Origin of the sequence: Amycolatopsis roodepoortensis (assembly GCF_024628825.1) — a bacterium.
Lineage (GTDB): Bacteria > Actinomycetota > Actinomycetes > Mycobacteriales > Pseudonocardiaceae > Amycolatopsis > Amycolatopsis roodepoortensis.
Genome location: NZ_CP102415.1, coordinates 1,242,029 through 1,265,766, shown reverse-complemented (window position 1 = coordinate 1,265,766; position 23,738 = coordinate 1,242,029). Strand labels below are relative to the sequence as shown.

Below are 23,738 nucleotides of genomic sequence, written 5' to 3'. Positions count from 1 at the left end.
CGGGAAACCAGGGTGCTGGCCGGTGTCGGCCAGACCGCTTGTGGACGTTGAATCGCGCGGATTCCTTGCCGTAGCGTCGAATTGAGTCCGGAAGAACGGAGGAAGCCTTCGTGGCCAGTGACATCAGCGACATCATCGACGCGGACGAACGGTTTCGCGGCCTGCTCGATCGCCTTTCGTCGAAGTCGATCGACGACTACTACAACCCCTATCAGATGTTCGAGTGGCCGGACAGCCTGCCCGAACGGATGTGGTGGATGAGCCCCGAGCTCACCACCACCCACGGCACCGAGTTCGCGACGACGCTGAGCGAAGACCGGCTCTTCGCCCTGTCGCGGTTCGAAAGCATCAACTTCTACAGCCTCAACGTGCACGGGATCCGCGAGCTGCTCATCGAGGTCGTCGCGCGTATCCACACGGCCGGCTTCGAGACGCCGTCGGAGTTCTTCCACCACTTCATCGGCGAAGAGAACGAGCACATGTGGTTCTTCGCCGAATTCTGCCTGCGCTACGGCCAGAAGATCTATCGCGCACCGGCCGCGGGCGTCGCCATCCCGCCCGCGTCTTCATCCAAAGTGGAGAGTCTGCTGGTGTTCGCCAGGATCCTGATCTTCGAGGAGCTGGTGGACCACTACAACTCGCTGATGGCGCGGGACGAACGCCTGCACGAGACGATCCGCGCGATCAACCGCATCCACCATCAGGACGAATCGCGGCATATCGCGTTCGGCCGGGAGCTGGTGGAGCATCTCTACGGCGACCTCAAGAAGACGGCGACCGAAGAGGAGCTCGCCGAGGTCTCGGCCTATCTCCGGCGGTATCTCTCCTACAGCTTCGAGTCGCTGTACAACCCGCAGGTCTATCGCGACGCCGGCATCGAGAACCCGCTGGAATTCCGTCGCGCGCTGCTCGACGCGCCCACCCGGCCCGCCACCGAGAAACAGGTGTTCCGCAAGACCTTGAAGTACCTGGAGCGAACGGGGATCCTGCGATGACCCGCACCACCGGAGTGGACGGCGCCGAAGCGCTGGCGATCCTCGGCCCCGACGAGACCGCCCTCGTCCAGGAACTCGACCGGACCTTCCTCGGCTGGGCGGTCACCGCCGGGGCGCGGGAGATCAGCCCGCCGCCGCTGTACCCGGTCACCGACCTGGAGAAGTTCGACGTCTACGCGAACTTCCCGCAGCTGGCGTTCGTGGCCGGTCCGCTGGATCTGGCCGGCCGGGAGGGAAAGCCGGTCGACGGTCGGTTCGCCGGCGGCGATCTGCAGGACGGCCGTTACGGTCTGCCGCACGCGACCTGTTACGGGGCTTACCTTTTCTACGAGGGCACGAAGGTGTCCGATACGGAGATCGTGACGCTCGTCAACCGCTGTTTCCGCAGCGAAGACCACTACAGCGGATTGCGGCGGCTGGCGAGTTTCCAGATGCGTGAGATCGTCGCACTCGGCTCGTTCGAGCACACGCAGGAGGTCGTTTCCCGCTTCACCGAACGGATCCTGGCGTTCTCCGGCGAGCTCGGCCTCGGCCTGGAGAAGGAGGCCGCGATCGACCCGTTCTTCCAGAACGACGGCGCCCGCGCACTCCTGCAGAAGCTGAGCCCGGTCAAGTACGAGTTCCAGCACGGCACCCTCGCGATCGCCTCGGTCAACACCCATCGGAACTTCTTCGGCGAACGGTGCGACATCCGCTTCGGTGACGGCAAGGAGTTCGCCTACACCAGTTGTGTGGCGTTCGGCCTGGAGCGCTGGCTCGCCGTGCTGACCGAGGTCCACCACGGCGATCTCCCGGCGGCGCTGGCGGCCGTCCGAGCGGCGGCAGGCCGGGCCGGGTGACCATGCCCGCGAGACGGATCGGCATCGACGTCGTCCCGCTCAGCCGGGTGCGCGAGCTCGTCGCCCAGGACGCGGAACCCGCGCTGCGGCGCCTGCTCTCCTCCGCCGAACTGCTGAGTTCGTCCACTCCGGACGGTCCGGACCTGCCTGGTATCGCGGGACGCCTGGCCGCCAAGGAAGCGGTGTTCAAACTCTTCCACGTCGGCGGGCAGCCCGTGCCCTGGCTCTCGACCGAAGTGCTCAAGAGCGACGGCGGCTGGCCGGTGGTCCGGCTCACCGGACGCGCCGCGCGGCTGGCCAGGGAAGCCGGGCTCGGCGAGATCGAAATCAGCATCACCCACGACGACGCGTACGCCATCGCGGTCGCGGTGTCCGCCGCGGACTGAGAAGGAACAACCTCGAAGGAGAAGACATGCCCACTCCCGGTATCGAAAAGGTCAGTGACTGGATTCTCGGCAGGCACCCGGAACGCACCGAGCTGGCGTTCGAGGAGGACCTGATCGAAAGCCGTCTGGTCGACTCGCTGTCGTTCGTCGAACTGGTCTACGTGATCGAGGACGCGAGCGGCGTCGAGGTCGACTTCGACAACATCGACATCGCGGACTTCAAAACCCTGTCGGCCATCGAGAAGGCGTTCTTCGCCGGAGCGGGAGTCAGCTGATGCACGCCGTTTCCTATACCGCGCAGTGGATGGCGGCCGCTCGCTCGCTCGAGTCCGAGCGCGACGACGCGCTGTTCGTCGACCCGCTGGCGAGCGCCCTGGCCGCGCCGGACGGGTTCCGGCTGATCGAGCGTTACGCCGGTGGCGGGCTGCTGCCGTTCATCAGCATCCGGACCAGGTTCCTCGACGACGCGATCGGCGAGCTGCGGTCGGATCCCGCCATCCGCCAGGTCGTGCTGATCGCGGCGGGGATGGACACCAGGGCGTTCCGGCTGGACTGGCCCGACGGCACCGTCGTCTTCGAGGTGGACCACGAGCCGCTGCTGGTGGAGAAGCAGCGGCGACTGACCGAACTGGGCGCCGAGCCGCGTGTCGATCGCCGGGTCGTCCCCGCCGACCTGACCCGTGAATGGCTGCCGGAACTGGAGAAGGCGGGCTTCGACCCGGCCCGCCCGACGTTGTGGGTGGCCGAGGCGCTGACCTTTTTCCTGACCGAGGAGCAGGCTGGCGGTCTGCTGACGACACTGGGTTCGGTGTCTGCCCCGGGAAGCAGGCTCGCGCTGGACATCCTCGGCCGTGCCCTGCTGCGCAGCCCGTTCTCGAAGCCGTTCCTCGACCGGCTGGCCGACGACGGGACACCGTGGATCTTCGGCACCGACAAGCCGGAGGAGTTCCTGCTGGCCCACGGCTGGAAGGCCGACGAGATCAAGGAGCCCGGCCAGCCCGGCGCGGGTGAGGGCCGCTGGCCGTACGAGGTACAGCCGCCGGAACGCCGCGGCGCCAACCGGCTCTGGCTGCTGCGGGCCGAATATCTGGAGGGCTGATGGGCGCGACCACACTGGAACGCGTCGAATCGTTCGTCCCCGAACGCAGCGTTCGCATCGAGGAGCTCGGCGAGCACCTCGGGCTGCGCCGGGCGGAACTCGGCGTGTTCCGGAAGTTCTACGGCCTCGACACCCTCCGGTTCGATCCCGGGATGGACCTGTTCGACCTGCTGATGCCCGCCGCGAAGCGGGCGCTGGCGGCACTGCCCGCCGGCCGGCGGATCGACAGGCTGGTGTTCGCGCATACGACCCAGGCGCTCGCGCCGGCCGACGTCGACATCGCCCAGGAGCTCGCGCGGCGGCTGGGGCTGGCGGACGTCGAGGCGTTCGCGTTGTCCCACCAGGCGTGCGTGAGCAGTTTGGGCGCCATCGACGTCGCGGCCGAGCTGCTGCGGGCCGAAGGCGAGACCGGCGGGTACGCGCTGATGGTGACCGGCGAGCGGGCGTTCTCGCCGATCGTGCAGCTGATCCCCAACACCGCGATCATGGCGGACGCGGCCTCGGCGTGCCTGCTGACGGTGGACGGCGACGGCGACGTCGTGCATTCCTTCGTCACGAAGACGCTGGGGGAGTACGCGGAATGGCTGGCGCTGACCCCGGAGCAGAACACCGAATTCGGCCAGCTCTACGGGCCGCGGCTGGCCGAGGTGATCCTGGCGGCGGTGGCCGAGGCGGGATACGGGTTCGACGACATCGATCTGGTGATCCCGCACAACGTCAACGCCCTCGCCTGGCGGCAGACGGTGAAGGCGCTGGAGGCGCCGCCGGAGAAGTTCTTCCTGGAGAACATCCCGAAGCTCAGCCATTGCTTCTCGTCGGACGTGTTCCTGAACTACACGACCTTGCGGGAGAACGGCAGGCTCGTCGACGGCGCCCGCTACGTGCTCGTCACGGTCGGTCTCGGTGCGACGTTCGGCGCCATGGTGATCACCCATCGGACGCGGGGGAGCGGGACATGACGGCCCGCGACGAGGTGGTGTCGGCGATCGGGGACGCGCTCGGGGATGTCCTGGAACGGGAGATCACCGGGCTGACCGAGGACACGCGGCTGTTCGACGACCTGCGGCTGGACTCGTCGAAGGTACTGGAACTGCTGATGCTGGTGGAGATGGCCGTCGGCATCACGGTGGATCCGGACGACCTCGACATCGATCACCTCCGTACCGTCTGTTCGTTCGCCGACTACGTCGAATCCAGACAGGCCATCGGGGAAGGAGTGTCATGAGCGGCGAACCGACCCTGCGCGGCACGAACGCGGTGATCTCACCGCCGGGGCCTGGCTACCGGGAGGACGCGGCGGTCTCGAGGTTCCTCGCGGATCTCGTCGAACCGTTCGGGTCCAAAGTGGACGAAGAACGCTGGCAGCGCGGCGCGCACGTCTCGCACAAGGCGCTGACCGACCGGTTGCTGGAGGCCGAGGGCGTGCGGGCGAGCCGCCCGCAGCTGGTCATCGTGACCCACGCCCTGCCCGACGTCCTCCCGTTCACCGCCGTGGCGCCGTATCTCGCCGACCGGCTCGACGTCACCGCGACCACGTTCTCCGTGGCACAGCAGGGTTTGGCCGCGCCGTTCACGGCCCTGCGCATCGTGGCGGCGTATCAGCGGTCGGGACGGTGCGACGAGGCGGTCGTCGCGGTACTGGAGCAGACGACGCTCCCGACCCCGCATCCGCTGGTCGACGACGGCGGGCTGGTCGATTCGGGGGCCGCGCTGGTCCTCGGCACCGGGCCGGGGCCACGGCTGGCGTCGGTGTCGTCCGGCCGGACGGTGGGCGAATTGCTCGAACCTCACCGGGAGTCCGGCACTCTCGTGGTCCTCGGCCCGTGGGTGACGGAAGCCGTCGAGGCGGGGGACGTCCACCGGGTCGCGCCGGGCTCGTACTGCACCAGTGTGTGGCTCGCCCTGGCGGGAAACTGGCCGGCGTGGCAGGAGACGTACCGGAAGGTCGTGCTCTGCGACACCGATCCGCTGAGCGGTCGCAGTCACGCCGCGGCCTTCACCTTCCCGGCTGGGTAGTCCATGCGGATCGGGGCCGACCTGCTGAACCTCGGCGAACTGGACCGGCTGCTGGCACGGCCGTGGTTCCGTGCCTATGTTTACGCCGAGTCCGAACTCGCCACCGCGGCCGGGTTCGGCCCCGATCGATGCCGGGAGTTCCTGGCGGGCCGGTTCGCCGCGAAGGAAGCCGTCGCGAAGGCGATCGGCACCGGTTTCGCCGACGGCGTCGCGCCACGCCAGATCGCCGTCGAACGAGCCGATTCCGGAGAGGCCCTGGTGGTGCTCGCCGGCGCGGCGGCCGCGAGTGCCGCCGCGCTCGGGGTCGTGGAGGTACAGGTCTCGATCACGCACAAGGCGGACCTGGTGCTGGCGGTCGCGCTCGCGGTGATCGCTCCATGATGTGCGGGAGTGCCTCGCGTTCCGCCCGGTACTCCCCACGTCCTGGATAGACGCCGCCATGTGATCCAGGTCACGATTCGCCTGGCGGCCGCCCCATCCTGGCCGTGCGCGGGGTCTGCCCGAAAAAGAACGCCCGACCTTGGAGGGGACCCCTTGACCGTCACGCTGCCCGCAGTGGCCCGGGAAATGCTCGATGGGCCGCATACCGCGATCCTCGCGACCACGAACGCCGACGGACGGCCACAGTCCTCGGTGATCTTCGTGAAGCGCGACGGCGACGAGATCGTGTTCAGCACGATCAGGGGGCGGCTCAAGACCCGCAACATGGAGCGCGATCCCCGCGTGAGCCTGCTCGTGGTGGCGAATACGGCCGCGTACGTGGAGATCCGCGGGACGGTGACGATCACCGACGACCCCGGCAAGGTGCTCCTGCGCGAGATGTACGACCGCTACCTGGACGGTGCGGAACCGCCGCCGGAGCCCGAAGCGGCGCGGGTGGCCGTGCGCGTCGCCGCGGACAAGGTCTACCTCTGGCCACCCGTACCCGTCGCCGAGCAGAGCTGACAACCGAAAGGACTACGCATGCGCAAGATCGTCGAGTCGACGCTGAGCAGCCTCGACGGAGTGGTCGACGACCCCGGATCGTGGGCACTGGACTACTTCGACCACGAGTTCCTCAAGGAGGCGTTCGAGCTTCTGCGGGGATGCGACGCCATGTTGATGGGCCGCGGCACCTACGAGGACCTGTCCTGGCGATGGCCCGGTCAGACGGGGGACTTCGCCGATGCGATCAACGGGATCCGCAAGTACGTGTTCTCCTCGACGCTCGAACGGGCCGACTGGAACAACTCGGTGGTCGTACGGGGTGACGTGGTCGCCGAGGTGCGGAAGCTGAAGGAGGAGGGCGGCGGCGACCTGGTCGTCTTCGGCCATGGGCGGCTGTCGCACACCCTGCTGGAACACGGCCTTCTGGACCGGCTTCGCTTCGCGGTGCACCCCGTCGTCGTGGGCCGGGCTTCGGGGCCGTTCCGCGAGAATCCCAAAACGCCGCTGACGCTGATCGGCACGCATTCTCGCCAGTCGGGCGTCGTCGTACTGAACTACCTTGTCGGAAACGACTCCGTCGGCGCCGGCTGACGGCGAATTTCGTGGGAGTGCCGGATGACCGGGGACCTGATCACGCGAGCGCGGAACGGGGATGGGGAGGCGTTCCGTGAGCTCACCGATCCCTATCGGCGCGAGTTGCACGTTCACTGCTACCGGATCCTAGGTTCGATGCAGGATGCCGAGGACGCTCTGCAGGAGACCCTGGTATCGGCCTGGCAAGGTCTGGACGGCTTCCGGGAGCGCTCCTCGGTGAGGACCTGGCTGTATCGGATCGCGACCAACCGATGCCTCAAGGCGGTGCGATCGGCGGGCCGGCGCCCACGCACGGGCGGACCGGTGCCCGGGTTCGACCCGCCGGAACCCACTCGCCTCGGCAAGGCGGAATGGCTTGAGCCCTATCCGGACATCCTGCTGGCAGAACGGATGGACACCGCTCCCGGCCCCGGACAGCGTTATGAGGCCAAGGAATCCATCTCTCTGGCGTTCGTGACGGCGGTGCAGTTGCTGCCGCCCCGTCAGCGCGCCGTCCTCATCCTGCGTGACGTCCTCGAATTCCCCACACGCGAGGTGGCGCACATCATGGACACCACCGAGCAGTCGGTCGCCGGCGCGCTCAAACGCGCACGAACCACGCTGCGGCAGCGCCCGTCAGCCGCGCCTGAGCCGCCGCCGGCGAACTCCGCCACCGAGCGGGAACTCGTCATCCGCTTCACCCGGGCCTTCGAGGTCGGCGACGTGGACGGCTTGGTCGCCCTGCTGACCGACGACGTCTGGCTGACCATGCCGCCACTGCCGCTGGAATACCAGGGCCGCGATCTGGCGGCCCGATTCCACACCGCGGTGACCTTCCGCCGGGGCCGGACCTACCGGTTGATGGCGACCAGGGCCAACGGCCAGCCCGCGTTCGGCATGTATATACCGGATCCCCAGGCGGGCGTCTGCCACGCGAACGGGCTGATGGTGCTCACCCTCGCCGGCAGCCGGATCCGTGTCATGACCCGCTTCGAAAAGGAGGTGCTGCGAAGCTTCCGGCTGCCCTTGACCTTGCCCCATCCAGCCGAAGCCGGTCGGCCCGCGGAAGTCTGAGGATCCGACCAGGTTCGCCGGTCAAGCGACCTGAGCCGAGGGGAAGCGGAACGGCGTGGCGCCAGTACACACCGGTCCCGTTCGCTCCGGCGACGTCGCACTTCATGACGGCCGCCCGCCGAACCTCCATTCGTGGACCTCGATGTGGGCGAACCGGTCCGGGATCAGGACGGTGCGTGCCGCCTCCGGGTCCGGTGCCTGGACCAGCACCGCCTTGCCCAGCCAACTGGTGCTGTCGTCGGACAGCAGCGGCCCGTACGCGATCAGATCGTCCTGATCGGACGGCACGTCGATGTCGGCGGCCCGCCCCGTGCCGAGACCGAGCACCAGGTACCGGTTGTCACCGGCACGACCACCGGGGAAGTCCCACATGGTGCGCCCGAGCATGTTGCCCCACCGGCGCAACATGACGTCCCGGTACACCCCCTCCTGATAGTTCGGCTCGTCGAAGGCGAACGCCCGTGCGGCCGCGGGATTCGGCAGGTCGACGATGTGCACACTGCCGGTGGGGGTCTCGCCGTCGCTTGCGAAGGTCGGACCGCGGGCGATCATCCTTGCCGCGTACCGGTCCATGTAGGACCAGTGCTCTTCCAACAGTTCTTCGCGCAAAGCCAGGGAGTCGGGCCGATCGCGGTGGTAGCAGAAGAACTCCATGCCCACAGTGTCCACTCACCACGCACCGCCCGCCCCGTAGTCGATCAGGGGAATGCCGCGGAGTTCCTGAAGGCCTGGATATCCGTCGTGGCCGATCAAGATCGAGTGTTCCGGCGGGAACATGGCCGCCGAACTTCACCATCGGCTCGGCCAGCGGAGCAGGCACCTGGCCTGACCCGATTCGTGTCGAACCGGGTGCGAAGTGTAGTCGCCTGCGGCATGGTGGAGGTGTGCGAACCCTTCTGGCCATACTCAGCGCCCTGTTCCTGATGCCGGTGCTCGCCGGAACCGCCCATGCCTACGACAAGATCACCGAGGCCGCGTCGGCGACGATGGTGGAGTCACCCGGCGGCGAAGGCGAAGTCCGCGCCCGGCTCGTGCTCGGCACGGTCACCGCGGGCACTTCGCACAACCTGCGTAGCGAGATCGAGGTCGGCGACGGCCGGGTGGACGGTGCGGTGTCCGCCATCGCGATCGGGCACAAGATCACTTGTCAGCCGGTGGGTGGCACGACGTTGCCGAACACGGCGACCCAGCACGGGCAGATCTGGAGCGGCCAGAACCTGCTGCACGGCGGCGGCAGGGTCACGCTCGTCGTACGCATGCTGTTCAAGCCGGCCACTACGGGCAACTACGAGTGCCTGCTGCGGGCGTACGTCCTCAACGGGTACGCGGCCGGGCAGCCCGGCCAGCCCGGTCGCGAGACCGCCAGGCTGTACAGCGGCTTCATCGGGGACATCGACGGAGCCATCGGCCCCGAGGGCGTCGCGCAGACATTCGGGTCCTCGCAGAACACCTTCCTGGGGATGGACGCGCCCGGCAAGCAGGTGAACCCGGTGGATTACACCCCCTTGCCGGGAACCACCAGTTTCCTCGCGACCACTGATCTCTTCGCCACGAGCTGTTACGGCGACGGTGGCAACGCCTGCCCCGACGGCACCACCTACCCCGGCAAGGCCAATACCGCGATGGTGCGGTTCCGGACGGTCGCGACGCCGTCCTCGGCCGCACCCGGCTGCGTCGCCCAGGCCACGTCCTCGCAAACCGCGGCAGTGAGCGGGAATCTGCACCACCTGCGGCTCCTCGGGCAGCTGACGGTGACGCAGCCGGCCAGCGGTTGCGGGACCTGGCGGATCAACGCCTTCGTGCAGGACAACGGCGGCACGTTGCCGTTCGTCATCCACGGCAACCCGTACTCGGTCACCTACGCCCGCCCGCCGGTCTGACCATGGGTTCGTGGCCGGCCCCATGGAAGCGTCAACTGGGATCGCCGCATAGCGCGATCGGCGGATTCGGATGGCACCGCCGGACGCTCGCGCGAACACATGCCGTTCGGCAGGACGGCTCGCCCGCCCAGCTGTCCTGGTCGTAAGTCGGATGCACTCATCCCCACACTGGAGGTTCCATGCCCAAGGGCTACTGGGTCAGCGTCTACCCCACCATCGAGGATCCCGAGAGGCTTGATGTCTACAACAAGCTGGCAGGTCTCGCCGTTGCGGGCGCGGGCGGGCGGCTGCTCGCCGGTATCGGTGGCCGGGTCGAGGCACACGAAGCCGGAATTGCCGAACGCGTCGTCCTGATCGAATTCGACAGCTTCGAACAGGCGGTCGCCGCACGCGCGAGCGCGGCCTACCAGAAGGCGCTGGCCGAACTCCCCGACGGCTTCGAGCGCGATTTCCGCATCGTAGAAGGCCTCGGCTGACCGATGTCGCGGCCGGATGGCACGGTGGTCGACGCGTGGTGAGGGCCGGCCACGGCGCCTTCGCCGCGACGCATCCACTGTCCGCGGCGTGATCCGTTGTGGGACAGCGGTGTTCTGCGTGCCGGGTTCAGCACCACCATGATCGCCTTTCCGATGGTGGTGTTGGCGATCACCGGCTCCGGTTCCAATCCGGACTCGTGACCGGCCTGGGCGGCGGGCTGGACGAGTTCCTGCCCGGCTCCGTCGCGGTCGTCACGCTGCTCGCCACCTTCAACCGCACGCTGCGCGGGCTTTCCGACGGGCACCCGCCAGGAGTGCACCGCCCCCACGAGTGGAACCCGGCGAAATGGGTAAAGAGACCGGTATGACGGAAGGTCGAGTGGCGGTGTTCGCGCCGTCTCCGCAGCTGACGGTGACGGTGGAGGAACTGGACGGGGCGCCGGACGTCCACGTGCACGCGGGCGGACAGGGGGTATGGCAATCGCGGATGATCGACGCACTCGGCGGGCAGGCGGTGTTGTGCTGCGCGCTCGGCGGGGAGACGGGACGGGTGTTGCGGCATCTGATCGGCGTGGCCGCCGAGGTTCGTGAAGTCGCGGCGCGCAACGGCGCCTACGTGCACGATCGGCGTGACGGCCGTCGCGACGAGGTGGTGAGGATGCCTGCTGACGCGTTGACCCGGCACGAACTCGACGATCTGTACGAGCTGACCCTGGTTCAGGCATTGCGTGCGGACGTGGCGATCCTCAGCGGGCCGGACGAGGACGACGTGCCCGTGCCGCATTCGGTGTACGAGCGGCTCGCCCGCGATCTGGGCACCCACGGCACTCCGGTCGTGGTGGACCTGTCCGGGGAGCGGCTCGCCCGTGCGCTCGCGGGTGAGCCGGCGGTGATCAAGGTCAGCCACGAGGAGATGGTCGAGGACGGGCTGGCCAAGTCTGATTCGCTGACCGATCTCGCGGACGGTTGCCGAGAGCTGGCGTCGGGCAACGCGCGCGCTGTCGTCGTGTCCCGTGCGGCCGAGGAGACGCTCGCTTACCTCGAAGGACAGCTGGTCCTGGTCGAGTCGCCCGACCTGACCCCGGTCGACACCCGCGGCGGCGGCGACTCGATGACCGCGGGGCTGGCGGTCGGCCTGGCACAAGGCCGGTCACTGGAGGACGCGGTGAAGCTCGGGGCCGCGGCCGGCGCGATCAACGTGACCCGGCACGGTCTCGGTTCGGGGAGCGATGAGGCCGTGCGTGAACTCACCGGACGAGTACGGTTGAAACCGTGGGAGGCGTCCTGATGCGCGCCCTGATCACCAATGACGACGGTATCGACTCGCCGGGCCTGGCGGCGCTGGCCCGCGGTGCGGTGGACCACGGCTGGGACGTGGTGGTGGCCGCGCCCGCGGCGGAGGCCAGCGGAACCAGCGCGGGCCTGACCGGCGCCGGCGGCGAGGGCCGGGTCGCGGTCGAACGGCGGGAATTGCCCGGCCTGCCCGATGTCCCGGTGTTCGCCGTCACCGCGCACCCCGGCCTGATCGCCTTGGCGGCCGCGCAGGGATCGTTCGGTGAGCCGCCGGAGATCGTCCTGTCCGGGGTGAACCACGGGGCGAACGTCGGGCGCGCGATCCTCCATTCGGGCACGGTCGGCGCGGCGCTGACCGCCTCGATCAACGGCGCCAGGGCACTCGCGGTGTCCCTCGACGTGGGACTGGATCCCGGGCCGCGACCACACTGGGACACCGCCGTCTCGGTCGCCGCGACGTTGTTCGACAAGCTCGCGGGACTGCCCGCCGGCACCGTCTTGAACCTCAACGTGCCCGATCGTGCCGAGACGGGACCGGTGAAGCGCACCAGGCTGGCCGAATTCGGTGCGGTGCGCAGTCACGTCCAGAATGGCGAGGACGGCGCGTTCACCCTCACCGCCGTCACGGGCGAGGGCGCGCTGTCGCCGGGCAGCGACGCCCATCTGCTCGGTCAGGGCCACGCGACGGTGACCCCGCTGAAATCGGTCGCCGAAGACAGTGCCCTGGACTGGTGATCGCGCCCGCACGGCCGAGCCGGACACGCCGGTGGGAACAACGGATACCGGGATCGGCATGGCGTGTTTCCACCGCGGATCGCTCCAGTCGTGGCTACCTGGAAGCGTTGGCCAGATGGATTTCCGCCTTCGATCGGCGTCGCCGAGGTGGTGCGGCTCGCGCGCGACCCGCACCACCTCGGGGTCCGGCGGGACTAGCCGTTGGGGTCGCTGGTGTTGACGTCTCCGTTGACGCCCTTGGGGAAGAATCCGCCGGAGGTGACGGCCTTGGGGTTGAGGTAGACGATATTGAGGACCTGGCCAGGCGTGCGACTGTAGGCGATGCCGTTGCCATCGGTGGGCACGATGTTCGCCTGGCCGTTCCTGTCGACGACGCCCTGGTCGAGGTCGGTGGTGCCGTCGAGGCTGTCCCGGGCGTTGGAGAGTTTGACGCTGGCCTCCCGGAGGTCGCGGCCGAGCAGGCCGAGCCCGAGGATGCCGCCGCTGTGCTGGTAGAGCGCGGTGCGGATGTTGGCGGCGTGGTAGGCCTCGACGGCGAGGATGCCGGCCGCGGCTTCGAGGTAGGCCTTGTTGGTGATCAGGGGTGCGGCGCCCTTGTAGGCGGTGACGCCGACGTCTTCGAAGAGGTAGGCGGCGAGGAGGAAGTTCTCCTCGCAGGCGAACGCGTCGAAGCTCTGCCCCTTGCGGACGAGCCCCGCGGCCTGCGCGGCGGCGGTGAAGCTGGCCTGCAGGTCGATTGCCGGGCGGCTGACCGCCGCGGAGCCCAGCGCGGTGCGCAGGAACTCCACGTGCGCTCTCTCGTCGCCGGCGATCTCCTGGGCGTACTGCTTCGCCGCCTTGGTCTTGAACCGGACGGCGCGGCCGCCGGTGACGCCGCCGCGGGTGCCGGTGCCGGTGGTGAGCGAGTCGGCGAGTCCCTTGCCGGTGACGGCGTGGAGGTAGAACTCGGCTTCGAGGTATTCGAGGTTGAGGGCGAAGTTGAGCACCGCGCCGTCACTGACTCCCTCGGCGGCCGCCGCTTCCCCCGCGGCCTGCCGGACGGTCCCGGCCGACGCGGCGGGCCCGGCAAGGCCACCGAGCGCACCCGCTCCGATCACCCCCAGGCCCGTTACCCCGGCCGCGCGCAGAAAACGACGCCGGTCTTGCTGGTTCTCCGCACTCCGGTTGATCATCGACGCGGCATAGCGCTTGCCAAACACGAGTGATCTCCTTCCCACCCGGCCGTCACACGACACACCGGATGTGTCCCGCGCGTCGTCCCGGCACGCGGGCGTGGGTCTACGTTGACCTCCGCTTTCGGGGCCGTCGCGGTATCGGATTGGTCGACATCGCTGGAAGAGGTGAACCGCCCGCAGCAGCCGAGTACTTCGCCTGACAGCCAGTCACCTTGTACTGGCCACCGTGATGACGGCGATGGTCGCGTCGGCACCGATGTGCGCGAGGTAGGGCAACAGGAGCCCGCGACTCCGCACCCGCAAGACGCCGAGAAAGGAGCCCCAGACGCCTGCCATCAGCATTCCGGTCCAGCCGGATGGGAACCCTTGGAAGTGGAAAAACCCGAACGCGACACCCCGCACGATCAGGGCCGCTTGCACCGTCAGATCGCGGCCATCCCGTCGAGCAGCACACCGCGGGAACAGGCTCTCTTCCAGTGCGGCGTTGAAGAGGGAGAAAGCGATGACGGCGAGCGCAACCTGCCAAAGCGGACTGTGCTCGGCCGCGACGATGTAGCCGGGCAGACCGCGCGGCGATCGCCGAAACCGTGCGGCTGTGCGGCGAGCTGCCGCTGGCCATCCGGATCGCCGGAGCCTGGCTGTCCCGGTCCGTGCCGCTGACGGCACTGTGGGCCAGAACCCCAACGGGGGGCAGTACCAGGGCATCGTGATCTGCGAAGGAAGCCATCGGGGAAGGGGTGGATCCCACAGCCGTCGTCGATGCCACGAACCAGGCCCACGCGGAGCGAGTTGCGGCCAAGGCCGAGCTGGACGGCGCGCCGGCGAGCCGGCGAGTCACGGACGGAGAGGTCTACGCCATGATCGATTCGCTCGGTGATGTCGGAGCGATGGTCGCCGACGCAAAGCCAGCCGGGCTGGCCCGGCTCTACCAGCGGTTGAATCTGGAGTTACGCTACGAACCAAAAGAGCTGGCCATCTATCCGATGACCATCCCCGGTGTAGATACTGCGTGTGTCCGAGGGGCGACTTGCTCACTATCCACACGGCTCAGGCTTACGTGACATTCAGTAGCTTGATGCGAGAGCAGCGGGCAGATGAGCGCTCTGTGCAGGGAAGATCGAACTAGCTCCTAGCCAGTCGATTCCTCTGTTTCCGCAGGTCTGTGGCCTCTCGTTCCTCACCGGGGAGGCTTCGAACGCTTTTCGGCGCGTTGCGGTCGCCCGAGTATCACCAGTTGATCTTAGATTGCTGGTTACGAGGAGTGACTTACGAAATGTGGTAGGGCTAGTTCGGGTCTGCCGGCACCCTCGACGCGGCGCGGTAGCCAGAACGTTCACGGGTACGGCGCCAGTGGTTCGGTCAGCTGTCTTGGCGAATTGCGCACTGTCTTGATCGAATATGATCGCTGGCCGTCTCGATCGCTCAGAATATAACTTCTAATGTCATGGTTGCCAGTTCAAAGCGTACTTACCGCTGGGCGTTCTTGTTCAGCGTCACTGACTACAAGGTGTTTTGCTTTGCATTTGAGTAGATCGAGGTCGACTGATCTCTGATGTGATGTATCTGCTCGACGGGTGACGTAAGGTCGCACAGCATGACCGCATGGCGGTTCCCGTGCTGCCGGTGCCGGTTGGCCCTAGAGTGGTCGTGAACCATGACTATGCGCGTGCTGATGCGAGAGAAGATGTGGTAGTAAAAGTGGACCTCGCTCCGCGCTGCTCCGATCGAGTGGACAGTTCGTGTAACGGCTGATGGGTCGAAAAGGTTGTGATCCGATAGCACCTTCAAGACCTCGTCAGGATGCCTTTAATATCGTGGGAGTCGTTGGTTCATGGATCCGTTGTCGTTGACCTCGCTTGGTGCCGTCGGCTTGGGGTATGCCGTGAAGTTCCTGTTCGACCGCGGCAACGCTGCTCTTGATCGCCGAGCTCAGCGGCGCTCTGCTGACGCGTCGGTGTCCACCAGTGGTCCGGTCACTGAGCCAACCAGGAACACCGTGCAGGATTCGGGACAGCGCGACGTGGTGGAGACGGATAACAGAGACAAAGCCGCCGCGGAGGCCGAGGTTGCTGGCGCGATGCGAGTGTTGGAGGTTTACCGCGAGAAGCAACTCGCGCTGAAACCTGAGGACGCCGTGCTGCTGGACACGATCCAGCGGCTTCACGCGGCAATCGAGCGTTTGGAGGGAGCGCCGGTTGACCTCGATCAGGCCGTGCGCTCGTTGATCGAGGTCAACCAGGCTGCCGATCATGTCCGAGGGACGATGACAGGAGCCGACCTGGGTGAACCGACCCCGGGGACAGAGGCGCACATCGTTCAGAAGATCGGCACGCTGCACGAAGGCGGGTCAGTCACCGGATTCCGTTCGGGAGATCGCAGGTGAGCGAGACGGGGGGTAATTGGTTCAACCGCCGCGGCGCACGCGGGGACTCAGGTGCTGCTCAAGGGCCTGGTAGTGCGCCCGAGGAGGGACGCGGGCCTGAACGCGATCCAGGTGCCGGGCAGCGTATGTCCGACCAAGCACAGGTCCTCGAGAAGCTCGTCGCTCCGGTCGAGACGACTGGTGTCGAGGCAGAGAAACCTCCGGCCTCAGACGTGCCCGACGAAAAACTGGCCCTCGAAGCCCAAACTGGCGGGACAGGGCCGGGTGACAAGCCGGAGGCCGGAGCTGACACCCCGCCCACCCTGCCGGTTGAGTCGCTCACCGGCAGAAACCCTGGCGTCCCGCCATTCGACGACGCTCCAGAACCTGTCGGCCTCCACATCGAACAGGCGAGTCCGCCTGGAACGCCCCAGTCCACCGCGTCGATCGGCATCAAGTCGATGTCCGGCGGTTCTGTCGTCGGGGCGGTGTCGGTGACCCAAGGCTTGGTGCCGTTGGACCAATCTCCGGTGCGGGCGGCTCATCTGAGTAGGGTGCTGGACACATACGCAAGGCCAACAGGATTCGATCGTCTTGTGAGCCTGATACGCGAGCAGACGCGGATTGTTGTGTTCGATATCGAGGAGAACTCTGGCCGCACCACTCATGCCGAGGCGCTCGCTGCGCGCCTGGCTGGTTTGTCCGCTGCAGCGGACCGACAGGGGCCGGAAAGGCCGTCCAGTGAGGACACCTCGAGTTGGAACGGCACGCCGACGACCAGTTCCGATCCGTCCGATCACAGGGCGTCCGGAACCGCCGAAATGGCTGTTGACCTGTCATCAGTGCCGGAGGCCCGGCATGCTAGAGCAGTCTCCTTCGACGTTCGGCAAACCCAGGCTGCAGCGGCGTCAGAGAGTGACACGGTGAGCGGGCAGAATGAGTTGTTCGACGTCGCACGGTTGATGTTCGGCGGATCTGAATATTTCCCGGACAAGCGGTTGCCAACGGATCAACTCCGGGTATGGCTCTTGGAACTGCCGGCTGACGACGAAGAGGGCTTCCGTGTCCACGATACTTTCGGTGACTGCTTGCCCGACTTGGACCGGATGCTCGCTTCGCAGAACAGTCGATTGATCGTACTGACTCGGCCCGATCAGTGGCGTCGTATCGGTGCCAAGCCGTCGCCAAGGTGGCCCAGCGCGCGCGAGGTGCTGCCCGACGCGGTCGAGTCGACCGCGTTGGCACGTGCCCAATTGATCGGCCGGAAGCCGGACATCGATGTGAAAGGATGGCTTGAAGATCCCGACATTGCCGGAATGTTCGGGCAAGGCGGCAACGCAAACGCCATGGAGGTGGTCGCCGATATCTTGGCCGCCGAACAGACTCCGGTCGGTTTGTTGCCCGCCGACCCCAAGGCGGGAAGCGCCGAAGGAGCCCTGGACGATCAGGTATTGCTCGCCCGCAGGATCGCGATGGTGGTCGACTCGCGCGGTAAGTGGCGCCGGCAATTACTCGAGTGGCACCGTCAGTCCTCCCGCACCGCCTTCGAACGCGACTTTCAAGTAGCCGCGGCTACCCTGACCGGACTACCAGTGACCCACGTGTATCACGGTGCGAACCAGCTCAACACTAAACTCGGCGGCAAGGGTGTCGTGGACGCGGCAGGGCAGCATGCGCCTGGTGTGATCGCAATGCTCGACGCGATCGGCGGCGAGGTCGTGTCCGGAGACCTTATCCAGTTCCCGCGTCCCGGCTGGGCAGACTCTATCCTCGAATACTTCTGGGCCGACCGGCCTCTGGCGCGTACTACGTTCCTTGAATGGCTCGCCGGCGCCCCTGCTTCCAGTGCCGGAGAGTCGCTGGAATCCGTCAGCAATGAGCAGCGGCGAGCCGCAGCACGACGGATTACACGGTTCGCGCTGGGCTGGGCCGCGCGCCACAACCGCGAAATGCCCTTGGCCAAACTCGCCGAAGCTTGGCATGACACACACCCCGCCTTGTGGCAGGACCTGGTCGAGGTCCTCGAGGCCGTCGCTTGTGCTCCAAGCGCTGACCCCACGGAAGTCGGCGCCGACATCGCACCTCTCGTGGTCCACCAGCGTTATGTGCACCGTCTTCTTCTGGACTGGGCAAAATCTTCCGCGATCGAGCGGGTACACGCTGTGCTACGTGTCTGCGCTGGCCCATTCGCGGTTCGCTACACAGGCAAAGCCTTAGTCCGGCTCAAGTACGCCGGCCGCCATGGTGACGAGAGAGTCAAACCCGCGCTAGGTGACGTCATAGACCGGTTGTGGCAGGAGTCTTCCGCCCGCTCGACCCTCATCGCGGAAATCGCTGATTGGTGTGACAACGCTGCCGTGTCTCGCGTGGCTGGCAGCCACGCCTTCGCTCGTCTCGCAACTGCCACCGTGGAGGGGTCTCCCAACAGCGCGGGTGGTCACGCGGTCGCTCTGCTGCGAGAGTCTGGTGACTACGTCCCCGACTACCGGTTACTGGCCCGATGCTGGCGCGCTCATCTCGCGATCGCACCCCAGGCCGAGAGCGCCGCGCTGGTGGCACTGTGGCTTGGTGCTGCGATCGATCACCCAGTACAACGCCACGCCGTGATCGACATCTTGCGCCTGGCGGTCAGCGGCACCACCGTTGAGGACCGCACCACTCGAGACATCGTTCGTGGCATCGCCCTGACCTGGTCTGCCGACCGCCCTGACCGCAAGGAGCTCTACCACGACCTGACCGGCGCGCTCGACAAGGACATCACGCACACAATGCATGCACTGCTCGCAGACGAGGGCAGGTCGTGAACTGGTGGCGCCGACGTCGGGTACTGCCGCCGCTCGAGCACAGCTGGCATGACCGCTTCACAAGCAGTGACGAACACATCGGATTCACCGCACGTGTACACATCATCGTTCAGACCGGCGATACTTTCGACGCGGGGTGGCGCAATGACGAACCCCTCGAACTGAGGCCCGGGATCGATCAAGCCATCGCTTACGTACGCAGCGAGGTGGAATGCCTGCTCAAGCAATGGGAGGTGATGAAACGTAGCGCGGCTCAGCATGCCGTCAACCACCATCTGTCGTCCAAGCTCCCTCATGAGCTGGACGACGGTGCGCTGACCGTAGCGGCCGTGGCGCTCTCGGTAGCCGACGACGATGCCCACGCGGCCGAGGAAATGCGACAAGCGCGTCACGAGGAACATTTGGATGAACTGGCCCGGCGCCGGGTCGCCGCCAATATGCGTTTCTTGCGTGACGAGTGCTTCGACAACCCTGCATCCGCGCGGTTGTTCCTCATGCTCAACACAGCCACACGGTTGGGTGTATTCCCGGACGCGCAGCAGGCGGATGCCGTCATCGCCGAGGTCAACCAGTGGCATCCCGACAGCCTCTGGGTTCAACTCGCCGGGATCCTGCAGCCCGTAGTGCGATCGCTCTCACCCAGCCAGGCTGACGAACTGGTCAGGATTCTGTCCGCAGCGTTGCGCAGTACCGGGCATCCGGAGGAAGCTGACGCCGTCGTAGATTTGTGGTCAGACGCGAGGCGTGGCCCCGAGGCCGATTCGACAGTGACACCTGAGCGATGATCGCCCCTTTCGGATTCTGGCAGTCGTGCAGGTGGCCGCGGTTGCCGCGCCATCGCCATAGGGAACCGGAATGTTGTCACTGGTCCTACCTGGACAAGGTCCATTCAGCTCGTCCCGGGTCTCGATCGTCAGCTCCGTTGACGTCGAGGTCTGGGTACGACGTTGACAGAGTCGCTGGGTCACGGAAACGTCGAGAGCTCGAGCTCACCGATTACGCCGCGGCCTGAGTGATGCTGATGCCTTCGAAGTCGGCGAGTGCACGAGTTGCCGCAGGCGGGCGAATCTGCTGTCTATAGTCCCCGTAGAACCCTATCGCTACAGTGTCAGCGATGGCCGCGTCGCCGTGGCGGTCGCCTGTGAGGCAGTCCTGAAGTGCAGGAACCCAGGCACTCAGCGGCGATCACTCGCGACGACCTGCTGCCCGATGCCGTGCACACACAATCCGCGCCATCACGCCTCCCCACGTGAGAGTGCACGACGACCCTATCGTGCTCCGGCGCTTTGCTTATCCAGCCATCAGAGAAGTCTCACGGTGATCGGGCGATCAAGCAGTCGAGGACGTGTGACGTCGGCGATCGCCCCAGCTTGCTTGAGATAGGCGAAAATCTTCTTGTGTGGCTGGTCGTTGGGCACACTGAAGCTGTCCGCGGTGTGACTCACGAGATTGCTGTAGGGCTCGCCCAGCTCGCCGAGCACTGCGATGACGTCGGCAGTCGACGGCAGGGACGAAGCTTGGGAGAGCAGTTGCAGCGTGAGGTTCGCTTCGCGGGTGACTCGTGCGATTCTGCGGAGCTGTGGCCAGGGAGGCGTGAAGTTGCGCCTCACGGCAAAGTTGCCGGCCTCAGATAGCGCGCGGGCGTCGTCACCCAGAACGTACTGCTCGAGCTCGGTGATCACAGTGCGTTTGATGGTGCTGGGCACGTCTGGGCTGAGGAGGAGGTCCTCGACGTGGCCGCTGACCAGCGCGGGGGTCATGAATTGCGTGAACTTCGACGACTTCGCGATCGCTGGTTCGAGCGCATCCCAGCCTGCCGACGTGAACCGTGTGAAGGAGGCAAGGGTGTCTGGCACGAGGTCGTGCTCAAGGAGGATGGCGAGGAGTTCGCCAGGTTCCGGCTCGATCTCCTCTGGGTCGACGTGGTCGTCGAGGGCGAGGCTCAGGACCAATTTGACTCTCAGGCCTGGGTTGGGGAGGACGTGCGCCGCGTTGAGGATGGTGACGGCGACCTGCATGCACCGGGCGTCGTTTTCGTCATGGGCGTCGATCGCTTGTGCTTGGTTGAGCAGTTCGGCGAGGGGTTGGTCGACGGGCTTGGTGGTGTCGAGGTAGGTCAGGATGTTAGCCACGGTCGGCCGGAAGAGCCCGTGGGCGGCCAGGAGCGTCCAGTATGGTGTAGGGACGGTGTCCAGTTGTTCGAGTGTGGCCGCGAGCGAGGTGAGCTCGAGGAGTTGCCGGACCTGGTCGCTGTCCCAGGTCTCGTCTACATCGGACAGGACGGTGGTGAGAGTGTCGGTGGACTGGATCGCCTGGGCTGTGGCGCCGGTGTCGTTCTTCGCCGCGGTCAGGTAAGCATTCGGGTTTTCTAGGCAGTGGCGGTATACCGCCGGGCTTTGCCGAACTCGATCGAGACTGATGTCACCTGGGCCGCCGAGGGCGTGCCGGAGGTTGTCGGCCGTTATGGCGTAGAGATGTTGCTGCACGACGCGGTTACGTATCGGCGTGGAGAGTGGGGCGAGGTCGGTCAGGGCAATGCCGGTCGCCTTGATGAGATCGACGACCTTGCGTGTCACACGAGTTGGCTGGTGTTCGGTGAAGACGGTCATGGCCTCGTAGTGAGTCCCGATGAACTGGCCGATCGTCGTGTCTAGGTGATACTTCCCGCCGTCGACAGACGACTTGAGCGCGATGCTGACCAGGTCAATGCGGATGGTTTCCGGGACACTGTCCTCTTGAACCAAGTAGGTGAACAGGAGTGGCCACTGGAGCCGGCTGAGCAAGCCGATGAGTTCCTTTGCGCTCGAACCGGCGTTCAGGTAGGCCCTGAGGAAGATCCGTGCGTCGTCGTTGAAGTTCGCCGTGATGCTCGTCGCGATCGACGTCGCGCGAGGATCGCTTCTTTCCAGGAGATAGTCGACGACCTGGAGGTTGTAGGCGCTCGTCGTCTGCGGGAAGTCCTCAGGTGCCTCGGCCAGCAGGTTGGCGATCGCCTCGGGTCCGCTGAATGAGAAGTCGACGTCCATGACGTTGGGCTGCACGCTCTGCACTATGAAGGTGGCGACGTCGACCCCGGTGAAGTCGCCGTAGAACTGTGCCGCGTACAACGTGAAGTTGCGGTCCAGGAAGCCCTGCTCGACGAGCTTGACGGCCAGCTTCGACTTGAGCGTCGTACCAACGAAATCCGCGAAGATCTTACCGGCCTCTGTAGACGGTGCGGCGCTGCAGTCAGACAGGAGATCGCTGAAGTCGGCACGCCGAAGGAACGTGATCTCGTTGTCCAGATCGAGGATCGCCGCCTGGTGGGCGCGCTCGTCGAGCTCTGCCCACCTCCCGGCGTCCATTGCTTCCGGAAACAGATCCTCGACTCGCTGATGGCTCAGTGATCCGAACTCATGTGTACTCCCGCCTGCCCTGTCCGACGAGGCCATGAGGGCAACAGTGTCGGCCTTGATGGCCTCGCGCCAGAAGTCACACGAGCGAACCTCGTCCTCAGTGCTCCAGGCCATTGCCGTGTTGAGGCGGAAACTGACATAGGGCCACCTCCGGATACCGGGACTGTTCGATGACCCTTCCTTGATCGCGTGGCCGACGGCGACCAGGCGGTCTCCGAGTTTCCTGGCCAACGGTTCCATCATCTCTATCCTGACCGGCTCCTTCAGCAGGTCACGTCTGCGCTGCTCACAGCTGTCAATCGCCGCGCGCACAATCTCCCTGCGCCGCTTGTACAGCAGGTCGAGGTCACTGTCGCGGCGCGCGATGTTCTCGAAGTCCTTCAGATGGAAGTTCTTGTAGGCGACCAGGGCGAAGAGACTGCTCCCGGTCAGTCCCGGCGCGACGTTGTCGCCGGACAGCAGCCGCTCGGCGAACACTGTGTATTCGTTGGCGATGTTCTTCAAGAGGCGCATGTCCGTCGCGTTCTGCGCGACGAGCGCGATCAGTCGCCGGTCGATCCCGGTGACGCCGGCGGTGTCGAGAATCCCCGCGAGAAGTTCGCGGGCGTTGCGATGGGAGACGAACGGGACTACCGGGATGACAATGTCGAAGAACTTCGTGCGGTTGGCGCGGATCGTCTCAGCGTGGGCGGCATCCGGTGCTACCGGCTCGATCTCCTCACCCAGGGTTTCGAAGAGACTGTCCTTGATCGCGTACACGAACCTTAACGGTTTCTTCTTCTTGACGCGCTTCGCCGTGTGGTTCAAAAGACCGTTCAGCTCGCGGAGGGCCTCGAAGATGTGAGGGTCGTCGAAGCGGTCAAGGTCCTCGAAGATCACGATGGCCGGGAACTTCTCGTCGAAGAAGTAGACGATCTCGTCCAGGTATTCGTCGAAGTAGGTGGACGTTCGCTGCGTCAACTTCACTGTGGCGCCCGCGGCTGAGACGTCGGAGACGACGAGCCGTCCGTGGATCACCCGCCGCAATGTCGCGACGACCGCCACGGCCACCACGACAAGGCCCAGCACCGACAATGCGCTGACCCAGCCAGGATTTCCTGGCCCGGTCCCGTTGAGCCGGGGGAACCATCCGAGCAGTGCTAGAGCCCCGGCGATCATTCCTACGGCGACGATCGCCTCGCCGTATGCCCGTTTCCATGACAGTGGCACGATCCGGGTGAACCGGGAGAAGCGCATCGTGCGAGGCGCGGCCCGGTACAGGAGTTGCTTGACGAGCTCCTTCTGGATCCGGTTGCTCAGGCTCTGCCGCTCGGACTCGCCGTCCGGTGTGGCGTCGGGCTGCGGGCCGAGTGTGGAGATCGAGATACGAAGGGTCGTCTTGGCGCCGCACTCGGCCTCGAACTCGTCGAGGATGCTGGACTTGCCTGTGCCATACCGGCCGGTCAGCGCGATGTTCAGGTTCTTCGGTCCCGCGACGGCCTGCTGTAGGTGCCGCAGGTAGGTCTGATGATGCTCTGCGGAGAATCCCGATGCCAGTGTGCTGAGTCCGGTGGCTTCGCCCTTGTCGCGGACCGCCTCTGGAGAGCTGTCGCCGGACGTGCTGTCGGTGCTATCGATCAACTGCGGTCCTCGTGGTGAAATCAGGTATCGGCCAGGGCCGCGACGACGTGGGGACGTGACTACCGGCGAGGTTCGGTCAGTAGCGGCAC

General features: G+C 66.2%; 25 protein-coding genes. 21 read left to right on the top strand and 4 right to left on the bottom strand.

Annotated elements, in window-relative coordinates:
- The first annotated feature begins 110 nt into the window (after positions 1–110).
- From NQK81_RS05980 to NQK81_RS05925, 12 genes are all read left to right on the top strand, one after another.
- Positions 111–995, top strand: coding sequence for a diiron oxygenase (locus NQK81_RS05980; protein ID WP_257487402.1), 885 nt, complete (start codon positions 111–113; stop codon positions 993–995).
- On the top strand, positions 992–1,834 hold the full coding sequence (locus NQK81_RS05975; RefSeq protein ID WP_257487401.1) for a class-II aminoacyl-tRNA synthetase family protein: 843 nt from the start codon (positions 992–994) through the stop codon (positions 1,832–1,834). Before NQK81_RS05980 ends, NQK81_RS05975 begins: the two co-directional genes overlap by 4 nt.
- Before the next feature lie 2 nt (positions 1,835–1,836).
- Positions 1,837–2,220, top strand: a complete 384-nt coding sequence (locus NQK81_RS05970; protein WP_034307271.1) for a holo-ACP synthase — start codon at positions 1,837–1,839, stop codon at positions 2,218–2,220.
- 26 nt (positions 2,221–2,246) lie between these two features.
- The gene (locus tag NQK81_RS05965; RefSeq protein WP_125737615.1) at positions 2,247–2,495 is read left to right on the top strand and encodes an acyl carrier protein; all 249 of its coding nucleotides are present in this window, start codon (positions 2,247–2,249) and stop codon (positions 2,493–2,495) included.
- Positions 2,495–3,319, top strand: a complete 825-nt coding sequence (locus NQK81_RS05960; RefSeq protein WP_257487400.1) for an SAM-dependent methyltransferase — start codon at positions 2,495–2,497, stop codon at positions 3,317–3,319. The genes NQK81_RS05965 and NQK81_RS05960 overlap by 1 nt, the downstream gene beginning before the upstream one ends.
- The gene (locus NQK81_RS05955; RefSeq protein ID WP_257487399.1) at positions 3,319–4,278 is read left to right on the top strand and encodes a 3-oxoacyl-ACP synthase III family protein; all 960 of its coding nucleotides are present in this window, start codon (positions 3,319–3,321) and stop codon (positions 4,276–4,278) included. Before NQK81_RS05960 ends, NQK81_RS05955 begins: the two co-directional genes overlap by 1 nt.
- The gene (locus tag NQK81_RS05950; RefSeq protein WP_257487398.1) at positions 4,275–4,544 is read left to right on the top strand and encodes an acyl carrier protein; all 270 of its coding nucleotides are present in this window, start codon (positions 4,275–4,277) and stop codon (positions 4,542–4,544) included. Before NQK81_RS05955 ends, NQK81_RS05950 begins: the two co-directional genes overlap by 4 nt.
- Entirely contained in the window at positions 4,541–5,335 is a 795-nt protein-coding gene (locus NQK81_RS05945) for a hypothetical protein (protein WP_257487397.1), read from the top strand. Before NQK81_RS05950 ends, NQK81_RS05945 begins: the two co-directional genes overlap by 4 nt.
- A gap of 3 nt (positions 5,336–5,338) precedes the next feature.
- Positions 5,339–5,716, top strand: coding sequence for a holo-ACP synthase (locus NQK81_RS05940; protein ID WP_257487396.1), 378 nt, complete (start codon positions 5,339–5,341; stop codon positions 5,714–5,716).
- A 153-nt stretch (positions 5,717–5,869) separates the two neighbouring features.
- Positions 5,870–6,280, top strand: coding sequence for a PPOX class F420-dependent oxidoreductase (locus tag NQK81_RS05935; protein ID WP_306856033.1), 411 nt, complete (start codon positions 5,870–5,872; stop codon positions 6,278–6,280).
- A gap of 18 nt (positions 6,281–6,298) precedes the next feature.
- Positions 6,299–6,853 (top strand): dihydrofolate reductase family protein, encoded by a 555-nt coding sequence (locus NQK81_RS05930; protein WP_257487395.1) that lies wholly within the window; start codon positions 6,299–6,301, stop codon positions 6,851–6,853.
- A 24-nt stretch (positions 6,854–6,877) separates the two neighbouring features.
- Positions 6,878–7,909, top strand: a complete 1,032-nt coding sequence (locus NQK81_RS05925; protein ID WP_257487394.1) for an RNA polymerase subunit sigma-70 — start codon at positions 6,878–6,880, stop codon at positions 7,907–7,909.
- A gap of 102 nt (positions 7,910–8,011) precedes the next feature.
- On the opposite strand, the gene NQK81_RS05920 is transcribed toward NQK81_RS05925, so the two are convergent.
- Positions 8,012–8,563: a YciI family protein gene (locus NQK81_RS05920; RefSeq protein WP_257489703.1), complete on the bottom strand. Its 552-nt coding sequence runs from the start codon at positions 8,561–8,563 to the stop codon at positions 8,012–8,014.
- 230 nt (positions 8,564–8,793) lie between these two features.
- Here NQK81_RS05920 and NQK81_RS05915 point away from each other — a divergent pair, with 230 nt between their 5' ends.
- The 5 genes from NQK81_RS05915 (at position 8,794) to surE (ending at position 12,293) form a co-directional block, all read left to right on the top strand.
- Entirely contained in the window at positions 8,794–9,789 is a 996-nt protein-coding gene (locus NQK81_RS05915) for a hypothetical protein (protein ID WP_257487393.1), read from the top strand.
- Positions 9,790–9,968: 179 nt separating this feature from the next.
- Positions 9,969–10,265, top strand: coding sequence for a DUF1330 domain-containing protein (locus tag NQK81_RS05910; protein ID WP_257487392.1), 297 nt, complete (start codon positions 9,969–9,971; stop codon positions 10,263–10,265).
- A gap of 197 nt (positions 10,266–10,462) precedes the next feature.
- Positions 10,463–10,633, top strand: a complete 171-nt coding sequence (locus tag NQK81_RS05905) for a hypothetical protein (RefSeq protein ID WP_257487391.1) — start codon at positions 10,463–10,465, stop codon at positions 10,631–10,633.
- On the top strand, positions 10,630–11,553 hold the full coding sequence (locus tag NQK81_RS05900; RefSeq protein ID WP_257487390.1) for a 1-phosphofructokinase family hexose kinase: 924 nt from the start codon (positions 10,630–10,632) through the stop codon (positions 11,551–11,553). Before NQK81_RS05905 ends, NQK81_RS05900 begins: the two co-directional genes overlap by 4 nt.
- Complete coding sequence (surE, locus tag NQK81_RS05895) at positions 11,538–12,293, top strand: 5'/3'-nucleotidase SurE (RefSeq protein ID WP_257487389.1); 756 nt, start codon at positions 11,538–11,540, stop codon at positions 12,291–12,293. The genes NQK81_RS05900 and surE overlap by 16 nt, the downstream gene beginning before the upstream one ends.
- Before the next feature lie 194 nt (positions 12,294–12,487).
- On the opposite strand, the gene NQK81_RS05890 is transcribed toward surE, so the two are convergent.
- On the bottom strand, positions 12,488–13,492 hold the full coding sequence (locus tag NQK81_RS05890) for a ferritin-like domain-containing protein (RefSeq protein WP_257487388.1): 1,005 nt from the start codon (positions 13,490–13,492) through the stop codon (positions 12,488–12,490).
- Between the two features lie 183 nt (positions 13,493–13,675).
- Positions 13,676–14,173, bottom strand: coding sequence for a CPBP family intramembrane glutamic endopeptidase (locus tag NQK81_RS05885; RefSeq protein ID WP_257487387.1), 498 nt, complete (start codon positions 14,171–14,173; stop codon positions 13,676–13,678).
- 32 nt (positions 14,174–14,205) lie between these two features.
- Here NQK81_RS05885 and NQK81_RS05880 point away from each other — a divergent pair, with 32 nt between their 5' ends.
- The 4 genes from NQK81_RS05880 to NQK81_RS05865 all read left to right on the top strand — a co-directional run bounded on the left by NQK81_RS05880 (position 14,206) and on the right by NQK81_RS05865 (position 19,419).
- A complete protein-coding gene (locus NQK81_RS05880) occupies positions 14,206–14,529 on the top strand; it encodes a hypothetical protein (protein WP_257487386.1) in 324 nt (107 codons plus the stop codon).
- Between the two features lie 770 nt (positions 14,530–15,299).
- Positions 15,300–15,851, top strand: a complete 552-nt coding sequence (locus NQK81_RS05875; RefSeq protein WP_257487385.1) for a hypothetical protein — start codon at positions 15,300–15,302, stop codon at positions 15,849–15,851.
- Positions 15,852–15,976: 125 nt separating this feature from the next.
- Complete coding sequence (locus NQK81_RS05870; RefSeq protein ID WP_257487384.1) at positions 15,977–18,634, top strand: hypothetical protein; 2,658 nt, start codon at positions 15,977–15,979, stop codon at positions 18,632–18,634.
- Positions 18,631–19,419 (top strand): hypothetical protein, encoded by a 789-nt coding sequence (locus NQK81_RS05865; protein ID WP_257487383.1) that lies wholly within the window; start codon positions 18,631–18,633, stop codon positions 19,417–19,419. Before NQK81_RS05870 ends, NQK81_RS05865 begins: the two co-directional genes overlap by 4 nt.
- A 516-nt stretch (positions 19,420–19,935) precedes the next feature.
- On the opposite strand, the gene NQK81_RS05860 is transcribed toward NQK81_RS05865, so the two are convergent.
- Entirely contained in the window at positions 19,936–23,649 is a 3,714-nt protein-coding gene (locus NQK81_RS05860) for a YobI family P-loop NTPase (protein ID WP_257487382.1), read from the bottom strand.
- Between the last annotated feature and the right edge of the window lie 89 nt (positions 23,650–23,738).